The 750-nt window shown below is 42.4% G+C and carries 2 protein-coding genes and 1 pseudogene; all 3 read right to left on the bottom strand.

The window, feature by feature from the left end; translation table 11 throughout:
* Positions 1 to 64 (bottom strand): annotated as a pseudogene (locus tag GMD4S_RS14035) (TCP-1/cpn60 chaperonin family protein); the annotation flags it as partial.
* A 15-nt stretch (positions 65 to 79) separates the two neighbouring features.
* Positions 80 to 364: a co-chaperone GroES gene (gene groES / locus GMD4S_RS12455; protein ID WP_000917324.1), complete on the bottom strand. Its 285-nt coding sequence runs from the start codon at positions 362 to 364 to the stop codon at positions 80 to 82.
* Between the two features lie 156 nt (positions 365 to 520).
* Positions 521 to 750 (bottom strand): single-stranded DNA-binding protein (locus GMD4S_RS12450; RefSeq protein WP_000630818.1); only part of this gene is annotated, 230 nt, incomplete at its 5' end.

Raw genomic sequence — 750 nt, 5'->3', positions numbered from 1 at the left:
GGATATCGACACCACGGACCATAGCTGAACGAGCATCAGATGAAAATTTAATTTCTTTTGACATACTTACTTTCTCCTTCTATTCTTCCACAATTGCCAAGATATTGGCTTCGCCTACAATGATGTATTTTTCATCGCCATCTTTGACATCAAGACCTGCGTGGGCTTCAACTAAGACACGGTCTCCAGCCTTAACGCTTGGAGCAACCAAGTCACCGTTCAAGGTACGAACCCCTTGTCCAGTAGCTACAACTTGGGCTGTTTTTGTTTTTTCTTGGGCTGAGCCCGCAAGGACAAAGCCTCCAACAGTTTGTTCTTTTTCTTCGATTTTCAAGACCACACGGTCTCCTAATGGTTTCAACATCTGTTTTCCTCCATGATGAAATACATATTATTAGCACTCTTTATATCTGAGTGCTAATTCATAGTTCTATTGTATCACTTGGTCAGAAATAGTCAAGAAAAAAGTCTGACTTTGGCAATATAAAAAAGCCTGAGACCAAGTCAGACTTTTCAATGTTTAAAATGGCAATTCTTCCTCTTCCAAGACCAAATCTGCCAAATCCTGTCCTGCGTTATTTTCACGCATAGCCCGTTGGGCGCGGCTTTCCAAAAGTTGGAATCCTGTGGCAAGGACTTCAGTCACATAGTTCATCTGGCCCTTTTTCTCAAAGCGACGGGTACGAAGTTCTCCATCCACAGAGATAAGACTACCTTTAGTTGCGTAGCTTGCCAAGGTTTCAGCCAATT

Source organism: Streptococcus sp. GMD4S (assembly GCF_000296955.1).
Note: the sequence above shows the minus strand (reverse complement) of the source record. Positions and strands in the feature narration are given on the sequence as shown.

Excerpts from the sequence above, each read along its gene's own strand:
- groES (WP_000917324.1), bottom strand. The coding sequence starts at position 364 with ATGTTGAAACCATTAGGAGACCGTGTGGTCTTGAAAATCGAAGAAAAA.